At 58.2% G+C, this 8,509-nt stretch carries 8 protein-coding genes; 3 read left to right on the top strand and 5 right to left on the bottom strand.

The features are described 5' to 3' along the window. The first annotated feature begins 429 nt into the window (after window positions 1-429). Entirely contained in the window at window positions 430-1,176 is a 747-nt protein-coding gene (gene fabG / locus WBG04_RS08510) for a 3-oxoacyl-[acyl-carrier-protein] reductase (protein WP_424313981.1), read from the top strand. Between the two features lie 13 nt (window positions 1,177-1,189). Further along, a complete protein-coding gene (locus WBG04_RS08505; protein ID WP_424313980.1) occupies window positions 1,190-1,663 on the top strand; it encodes a SixA phosphatase family protein in 474 nt (157 codons plus the stop codon). A 27-nt stretch (window positions 1,664-1,690) separates the two neighbouring features. On the opposite strand, the gene WBG04_RS08500 is transcribed toward WBG04_RS08505, so the two are convergent. The 3 genes from WBG04_RS08500 to WBG04_RS08490 all read right to left on the bottom strand — a co-directional run bounded on the left by WBG04_RS08500 (window position 1,691) and on the right by WBG04_RS08490 (window position 5,795). Beyond that, entirely contained in the window at window positions 1,691-2,158 is a 468-nt protein-coding gene (locus WBG04_RS08500) for a hypothetical protein (RefSeq protein ID WP_424313979.1), read from the bottom strand. Window positions 2,159-2,181: 23 nt separating this feature from the next. Next, the gene (locus tag WBG04_RS08495) at window positions 2,182-3,534 is read right to left on the bottom strand and encodes a hypothetical protein (RefSeq protein ID WP_424313978.1); all 1,353 of its coding nucleotides are present in this window, start codon (window positions 3,532-3,534) and stop codon (window positions 2,182-2,184) included. 74 nt (window positions 3,535-3,608) lie between these two features. Next, the gene (locus tag WBG04_RS08490; protein ID WP_424313977.1) at window positions 3,609-5,795 is read right to left on the bottom strand and encodes a tetratricopeptide repeat protein; all 2,187 of its coding nucleotides are present in this window, start codon (window positions 5,793-5,795) and stop codon (window positions 3,609-3,611) included. A 440-nt stretch (window positions 5,796-6,235) separates the two neighbouring features. Between WBG04_RS08490 and WBG04_RS08485 the strand changes: the two genes are divergently transcribed. Next, window positions 6,236-7,351 (top strand): aldo/keto reductase, encoded by a 1,116-nt coding sequence (locus WBG04_RS08485; protein ID WP_424313976.1) that lies wholly within the window; start codon window positions 6,236-6,238, stop codon window positions 7,349-7,351. A 216-nt stretch (window positions 7,352-7,567) separates the two neighbouring features. On the opposite strand, the gene WBG04_RS08480 is transcribed toward WBG04_RS08485, so the two are convergent. Beyond that, the gene (locus WBG04_RS08480) at window positions 7,568-8,185 is read right to left on the bottom strand and encodes a hypothetical protein (RefSeq protein WP_424313975.1); all 618 of its coding nucleotides are present in this window, start codon (window positions 8,183-8,185) and stop codon (window positions 7,568-7,570) included. 51 nt (window positions 8,186-8,236) lie between these two features. Beyond that, a partial coding sequence (locus WBG04_RS08475) for a peptide-methionine (S)-S-oxide reductase (RefSeq protein ID WP_424313974.1) occupies window positions 8,237-8,509 on the bottom strand: 273 nt, incomplete at its 5' end.

Here is an 8,509-nt window from a genome sequence, read left to right as displayed (position 1 = left end):
AAACGCCAAGACGCGAAGGACGCAAAGTTTCTTGAGGTTGAGTTTTTGGGTGGTCCTCGATGGTGGTTTCGTAATTACTATGGATGACGGAGATGGGTTTGGTGCGGACGCGGTGGCGTTTGGCGTCGAGGTGATCGGGCATCTGTGGCCCGGGCCCTTTGCATCGGGCTTGCAAGGAAGGCGCATCGGGCGAGCGTGTGAGCGGTCGGGCCGAGTTGGCTCGCATATAGGACGCCGTGCAAGCAGTAGACAGTGGATGGGGTCCCTGGCCTAGGGTCGGTGATCCTAGCTTTTCTGATTGCAGTTGGATTTTGTGGGAAGTGGGGGAGGTGAATGGGGCTCCGGGAGCGCCCGATCCCTGCTTCTGCGCAGAGCACCGCTCCGGTTTTGGATTGGCAGGACCGGCGGGTGGACGCAGGCTTCCGGCAGATGCAACGCTTTGAAGGGAAAGTCGCAGTGGTCACCGGAGGTGGCCGAGGGATCGGAGGTGCCATTGCCAAGGCATTCGCTGCCGAGGGCGCGAAGGTGGCGGTGGTGAGCCGTAGCGAGGCGAGCTGCGGGAAAACGGCCGAGGAGATCAATGCCGAACACCTGGGTGCGGCGAAAGCCTATGCCGTCGATGTCGCCGATCACGAGGCGGTCCAGGCGCTTGGCAAGCAGATCGTCGCCGATTTCGGGACCGTCAATATCCTGGTCAACAATGCCGGGGTCACCCGTGACGGGCTTCTGATGCGCATGAAGGAGGAGGACTGGGCGACCGTGCTGGATACGAATCTCAAAGGGGCATTCAATACCGTGAAGGCATTCATGCGGGTGATGATGAAGGCCGAGGATCCGCGGATCGTGAATATTGCTTCGGTCATCGGCTTGATCGGCAATGCCGGGCAGGCGAACTACGCGGCTAGCAAGGCAGGCTTGATCGGTTTCACCAAGTCCGTCGCCCGCGAATTGGCCGGACGCAAGGTCACCTGCAACGCGGTTGCTCCGGGTTTCATCACGACCGACATGACGAATGAGCTCCCCGAGAAACTGCGCGAGGAAGTCCTGGGATCGATTCCGCTCGGTGAGTTCGGCGTGGTTGATGACATCGCCAAGGTGACCCTTTTCCTCGCCAGCAATGACGCACGCTATATCACCGGTCAGGTCGTCGCCGTGGATGGTGGCATGACAATGTAATTCGATTTCAGCCATGGAACTGATTTTACTCCGGCACGGGAAAGCCGAGGACTCCAACGCGGGAGGGGATGCCGAACGCGTCTTGGTGGAGAAGGGTCACGAGCAGGCTCGGCGGGCAGCGCGTTTGCTGCATGCCCTCGATTGTCGCCCACATGTGGTGCTGACAAGTCCCCGGGTCCGTGCTCGTGAAACAGCGGATACCTTCTGCACAGCGGCGGAGATGCCGGGTCCGGTGATGCAGTCATGGCTCGATTGCGGCATGGATCCGGAAACGGCCATGAGCGAACTGGCTGCCTTCTCCGACTTTGAAAGGGTCATGATCGTTGGGCACGAGCCTGATTTTTCGAGCTTGGCGGAATGGCTGTTAGGTTGCTCCGGGAGCTTCGTCGAGGTGAAGAAGGGATCGCTGATCGGCATCGAAGTACATCCGCCGGCAAGGCATGCCGTGCTGCGCTTCGCCATTCCTCCCAAGATGATCGGAAGGTGAAGAAGGTGAGCGGCGCGTGATCGTGATCTACTTCGCTTCCTTATGAAGCTTTCGGAACTGAGGCGAAATAACGAGTTCGTTCATCAGCACCACCCGATGCTCAGTGGATCCATCGACTCGAAATTCGATGAGGTAGTAGTCGAAGTCAGCGCCCTGTTCATCTCTGAAGGAGAGCAATTCCAGTCGGGTCACGCTTGTTTCATTCGGTAAGTCTCGGAGCCTGGTGGCGAGTTCGATCGCCCGCACTGCGGAAACCCGGGCTGCGGGATTTTCAGGATCAAGTCTGCCAAGGGTCGGGACGACTTTGGAATCCACGAAGAACTCCTTGGTGTAAGTGATGGTTTCTCCGGGTGTCGAACCTTCAGGATGCAACACGCCCAGAGCTGGAGTGGTAAACTCCGGGCCCTGATGAATCAGAATTTCCTCGCCGTTCACGACGCTGGCAGCTCCGAGCAGGATCCAGGTGATGAATGGAGTGATCGCTGCGAATTTCATGGGGACCATGGGGTCTGCACTCGCTATTCGAAGAATTTCTTCAGCGCTTTCTGTTCTTCGGGATCGAGGGATTCCTTCCAGACTCGATCACCGCCGGCACCCGTCGTTTCAACGCGACCTCCTGATTGAACTCCTGTGGCGGCCTTGTCGACGTCGTGTTCCCCGTCTTGCAGTTGCAGCAAGTCTCCGGGAAGTGACTTGGAAAGATCTTTGGCCTCGAGAGCCTCAAGATCTCCACCATTCAAGAGATCTCCTTGCTTGCCCAGGACGCCGGGTGCGTGACCGGGTCCGCGGTTGACGCCACCTTTGCCGCCCGGTCCATCGCCTTCACCCTCACTTTCTCCCTCGCCTTCACCTTGTCCATTTCCCTGACCATCGAGAAGCTCGTCCATCCAGTCATTGCCCTGACCACCCCCTTGGCAATCCTTGCATGCCTGTCCGGCTTTCTGCAGGTTTTCGCGGAGTTGCTGCATCTGTTCCGGATTGAGCTGACCGAGATTGTTGGGGTCGAGCTCCTTGAGTTGGTTGAGCAGGCCGGGGTTCGGCTTTAGCCCGCCATTCTGAAGACCCTGCAAGGCCTGGTCGAATTGATTCATCAACTGGTCTTTCCGCTCCTGAGGCATCCCTCCGGCATTTTTCTGAAGATTGCCCAGTGCTTTGTCGGCCTGATTGAGGTCACGTTCAAATCGTTGCAGCTCGGACTGGTGCTGCTTCTTGAGGGAGTCGGTGGCTTCGAGTGACGAATGGCTGAACCACTCTTCCTCTTCCTTGGATCGAAGCTCTTCGAGCTTCTTCTTCATTTCCTCAAGATAGGTCTCATCGATCATCTCGTCCTCACCCAGACGCTCGAGGTCGGCTTCGACCTGCTTCCATGCATCCGGCTCCTGCGTGCCGCTGGAATCATCTCCCGGCAGTGCTGAGACCGGGATGAAGAGTCCGGCGAGGAGAAACAGGACGGCGACTGCTGGAGGAATCACGACCCGTTGCCAATTCCAGGTGAGCCCGGCGTCGACCTTTGCCGGCATGTTCGGCCAAGGCGAAACGCCGGCACGGGCGGCGGAAAGCGCGTTGCGAAGATGCATCGCCGCTTCAATGCGCACCATCGACGAATCGGGTTTTTCGAAACGGCGGCGGGCAATCATCCAGGCGATCCCCGAGAGGGCGAATAATGCGATGGCAATGCCAAGGCTCAGTTGCCAAGCCGGCGTGTCCGGGGACTCGCGTCGAACGAATAGCAGGGCACAGGCACCTGAGAGACCGACGACCACCAGCGGAGCGGTCAAGGCCTCGATCCACCACCCGAGGTTCACTCGACGCGACACACGCCCCGCCTCGCGCGTCCAGGCTTCCTCCAGTTTCTGCTTGGGTGTTTCCATGACCTTGCTTCGCATCCTAACCCCTGAACGCTGGTTTGCGATGCGAATTTTCCGTGAAGAATGGAAGAGTCGACCTACCTTTGGAGCCGTTTTTCGAGGTCGAGATTGGGAATGGCCCCGAGTTCCAGCGCTTTCGAGTAGTGCTCGAGACCCTTTTCTTTCTCTCCGGAGTTGGCGTAGAGGACCGCGAGGTTGTAGCGCGGTTCCACCAGAGTTTCGTCGCAGGCAATGGCCGTCTTGAAGGATTCCTCCGCCGCCTGAACGTTTCCGATCCGGAACTGGAGGTTGCCCAACAAGATCAAGCCCTCGCTGTTGGTCGGAGCGAGTTCCACGGCCTTCCTCAATGCCGCGAGTGCTTCGTTGTTCTCGCCGATCATCGTCAGGGTGTGGCCAAGCATGCGCCATGCATAGGGATTGTCCGGAGAAATCCCGGTGGCGCGCCGGAACATGTCGGCCGCGGCGAATGGCTCACCCAGCTTGTACTCGACGAGTCCCAGCTTGCACATCGAGGCTGTGTCGGCGGGATTCCGTTCGATGATCATCTCGAAGGCCTCGCGCGCAGCATACAGGCGGCCTTTCTGATAAGCGCGGGTTCCTGCTTTGGAATAAGGTTCGAGCTCGCGCTCAAGGCCGGCGATGTTGCGATCCACTTCGGCGCGAGGTTTGGCGTAGGGGGAGATCATCACGCCATCGACCTGTTTGTCCTCGACCATGCGAAGCTCCTCGGGCGAGAGATTCAGTTCGGCACCCTGGAAGATGTTCATCGCGCGACGAATGCTCTCATCCGCCTTGGCCTTGTCATCAAGCGTCGCCATCAGGATTTCACGGGCTTCCTGTCGCTTCTCCTGAATGTCGATCTGTTTCTTGATGATTCCTCGCAGCACTTGGGTCTCGACCGGATTGGCTTCGCCGGTGGCGAGCTTCCGGTCTTCGCGGAGCAAGCGTTCCTGAAGCTCCACGATACGCTCCTCCTGAGCAGCCTTCTCACGTCGGAACTCCTGAATCCGAATCTTGCTGATGGCGAGATCACGCAGGGCTTCCAACAGGTCGTCCTTGGAGGCATCGCTGTCCTCCTTCAGAGCTTCGTAACGCTGCTTGGTTTCGCGAAGCTCGCGGTCGAGCGCCATGTTCTGATCAATGACCTGCTGGAGCTGTCCTGCTTCATTGAGCTTGAGCAGCGCGGCCATCTGATCCCGCTCGCGCAGCAGGTCGTCGCGTTCCTGACGGAGTTCATTGAAGGAATCCCGAACCTCGGCGAGTTCACTCTCGAGCGATTCGATCCGACGACTCGCCTGGGAAAGTTCCTGATCCTTCTTTTCGAGCAGTTCCTGAAAGTGCTTCAGCTGCTTGCGTTGACCGGCGACCACTTCGTTTGCGGTCTTGCGCTCGATTTCGAGGTTCTTGGTCAGATCGGCCATTTCCTGCATCAGTCGAACCCGTTCGTTCTGCAGCGCATTGATCTGCGCTTTGGCTTGCTTGGTTTCTGATTGGCTTGAACCCAGAGCCTCGCCCATCACTCTCTTTTCCTGTTCGAGCGACTGAATCCGTTTGCTCAAAGCCTGCACCTCTTCCTGCATCGGTTGTGAGCCGGTGCGGCGGCGCAGTTCATCGAGTTCCGCCTGCGTCTTCCGTAGCTGCGCGAAGGCCATGTCACGCTGACGTCCGACTTCAGTCGAGCCGACTGAGGGGCTCTGCGCATTGGCATCGATCTGTTGTTTCAGTCGATTGACCTCGTTTTCCAAATCCGCAATGCGTCGCGTGTCGAGTGTCTCAACACGCTGCGTCGGCTGCATGGGAGCGGCGGGGATCTCCATTTCGAGAGCCCGTGGCGAGTCTCCTTGGATGACGCCGTTTCGCCGGACACCGCCCTCGAGCTCGGCTGTGGCCAAGTCATTGCCTTGCTGCGTCTTGAGCGCTTCGGGGGTGACTTTGGCAATCGACTCGATGGTCTTCTCAACCCGCCCCTGGACCATTTCCGGCTTCCAAGTCGGGAAGTTCTTCGAAATCTCGCCGAACATCTGGCGCGCTCGGCGCAGTTTGTTGAGCGCCTCAAGGTGCTTGCCTTCCTCTTCGAGTTTCTCGGCGTCCTTGGAAAGCAACCAAGCTTGGAAATAGACGTCCGAAGGATCGAAAGCGGCAGGCGCGGGGCGCTGAGCGGGGATCGGCGTCTGGCTCAGAAGCGGCGACACGGAAAGAGCGCTGAGGGTCGCCGCAGCCAGAAGGGCACTGCGTTTGGTCAAGTCACTGAGTTTCCGAGCCATGGGGCGGGGAAGCTAGAAAGATGGGAGGCTTTCGACAAGGGGGAATCTTGGTCGATATCGCAGCCATCCCTCAAGACCCTGAAGCTAGGTTGGGCAATGACTTCCCACGTCGAGGAAATCGGACAACATCAATGCAAATGCTTGAAACATACGTTGGAAACATCAGAGGTATTTTGGATCTGCATTCAACTAACTCATTGAAAATCAGATCTAAATAGTTAATTAACCTGTAAAAACTTGAAGGCCTGACTTTTCCCGCTGTAGGAGAGAGTGCAGAATTTAAACGATCGATCCAATCAAGCGAATCTCTCGATTTGGATGGGATGCTCCGTATGGCTTCGCGAATACTGCTCCCGCAGTCGCTTGCCGAATTGTGTCGGAAATGCCGCGCATCTTCTCAAGCCGTTGACCAGCACCCGGAGAGGTCCTATTTCCTTCGCATGGATTTGACCACGACGGCCTATGGGACTTGGAGCGGAGGACGCTTCATGCATTTTGGTGAGACACTCAGTGAGGAGCGCTACATGGAGTGCATTCAGACGGCTTACGACGCGGGTTTTCGGACCTTCGTCACGGCAGATGTTTACGGCAACGGCAAGGCGGACGAATTGCTGGGTCAGGCGCTCAATGGAATCGATCGCGAGAACTACTGCCTGGTCGGCATGATCGGTCATGATTTTTACAAGGGGCAGCGTCAGGGAAGCCGGGGCTACCCGCGCTTCACCGAGCCGGAAATGCATGACGAGGATGGCTATGAAGGCTACGTGAAGATGGCTTGCGAGAAGTCGCTCGAGCGCTGTGGCACGGATCGCTTTGACCTCATGATGCTGCACAACCCCGATGAAAAGGGTTACACCAGCGAAGCGGTGTGGAAGGCCATGGCTGGCCTGAAGGAAGGTGGCCTGACCACGCGTCTCGGACTCGCGCCTGGTCCCGCCAATGGCTTCACCCTCGATGTGATTGATTGCCTTGAGCGATACGGCGAGGTGATTGACTGGGCAATGCTGATTCTCAATCCACTTGAGCCCTGGCCCGTTGGTCTGGCGCTTCCAGCTTGCGAGAAGCAGGGGGTGAAAGTGCTGACTCGGGTGGTCGATTACGGAGGCCTTTTCTTCGGCGACATGGGAGTCGATCACGAATTCAAACCCGGGGATCACCGCGCTTATCGGCCGGAAGGTTGGGTCGAAAAGGGTCTGGAGAAGATCGAAAGGATGAAGGAGATCGCGGCCCGACACGATCTGAGCATGGCGCAGTTTGCGGCCATCTGGAACCTCAGTCAGCCTGCGGTGGAAAGTGTGGTGCCGACCTTTATCCAAGAGGCTGGCGAAAAGGCTCGCCCGATCGAGGAGCGGATCAAGGAGCTGGCCGTGCTGCCTGATGTCAGATTGAGCCAGGCCGAAATTGATGAAGTCAAGGCGATCGGTGACAACACCGGCTGCATGGCCCTCAAGGGCGCTAGCAAGCGCCACCAAGTGAGCGAGCGACCCGATGAGTGGCCGATGCGCGAGGATCTTCTCGAGCTGGCCGGCAGGCACGGTCTTGGGACGGAGTGGTGATCCATTGAGAAGTTGCCCAGTGAGAAGTTCGTCGTTCCGCCTTGAGGCAGTCCCCGAATAGCCAAGCCGTTCCGAAACGTACCCAGAACCCAAAGGCCCTCCGCAAAGCGTGGGCACCAAGGCTCCCAGTTCGGATGCTTTGGCCCCGTTGAAACCGGCGACGCAGGTTGTTCGGCCGCCTGAAGGCGGAGCTACGAACGCTTGGGGGCGAGGATCTCAGGCTTCGGCGAGATGCTTGACGCAGAACTGGGACCAGGTTTCGAGGCGCTCAAGCATCGGCCCGGCAAGTTCGTCGAGTTCGGTGAACCTGAGGTCGGCGAGGGCGTCTTCATTGGACTCGATCTGATCACTCTCCAATTCGATGAGGTGGACAACACCAAGATGGACCTGGCCCACGGGATTGGAGTCATCGTTGAGCAAGGCGATCACCTCATTGGTGTGGGCCACCTTGAATACCAGTTCTTCATGAAGCTCCCGTTCAACAGCGGCATGGTAGGCATCGGGCCCTGTGCGGCCGTCACCGGTGTCGACAGGGTTGATGTGACCGCCAACACCTACCGAGCGAAGGGCGTGAAGTCGGGCTTCACCGCCGGCCTTGCCACGCGTGTAGTTGAGCACACGTGATCCGCAGCGGATCACGCAGTAGGGAATGAGCTGTTTGTGGCTCGGATCGTCTTCGGCCTCGGCGCGATCCATGAAGAAGTGGTTGGCGGGATCGAGCAGTCGGACGATGGCGGCATCCATTCCCTCGGTCCTGATGCCTTGGAAACTGCCGATTTCATCGAGCAGGGAGCGGGGGACGACGAGCACTTCTTCACCGGCATACTTGGACATGCCGGGAGACTCCGGATTGAGGTTTCCCTAGTCCAGAGGAATCAACTCACCCTAGTTCTCGAGCTTCAGTTTCTCCAACTTCGGAGAAATCACGGCGCGGCAATAGCCGTTGCTCTTGTTCTGAAAATAGAAGTCCTGGTGGTATTGTTCCGCAGGATAGAAAACGGGAGCCTTGGTGATCTCGGTAACGATCGGACTCTTGAAATCGGCGGCCGCCTCCTTCTTGGATTTTTCGGCAGCGGCCTTCTGTTCCTCCGAATGGTAGTAGATGGCGGAACGGTACTGGGTGCCGACATCCGCGCCCTGACGATTCAAGGTCGTCGG

The sequence above is a fragment of the Haloferula sp. genome, assembly GCF_049672945.1.
Lineage (GTDB): Bacteria > Verrucomicrobiota > Verrucomicrobiia > Verrucomicrobiales > Akkermansiaceae > Haloferula.
The sequence above is the reverse complement of the archived record's forward strand: the minus strand, read 5'-3'. Positions and strand labels throughout refer to the sequence as shown.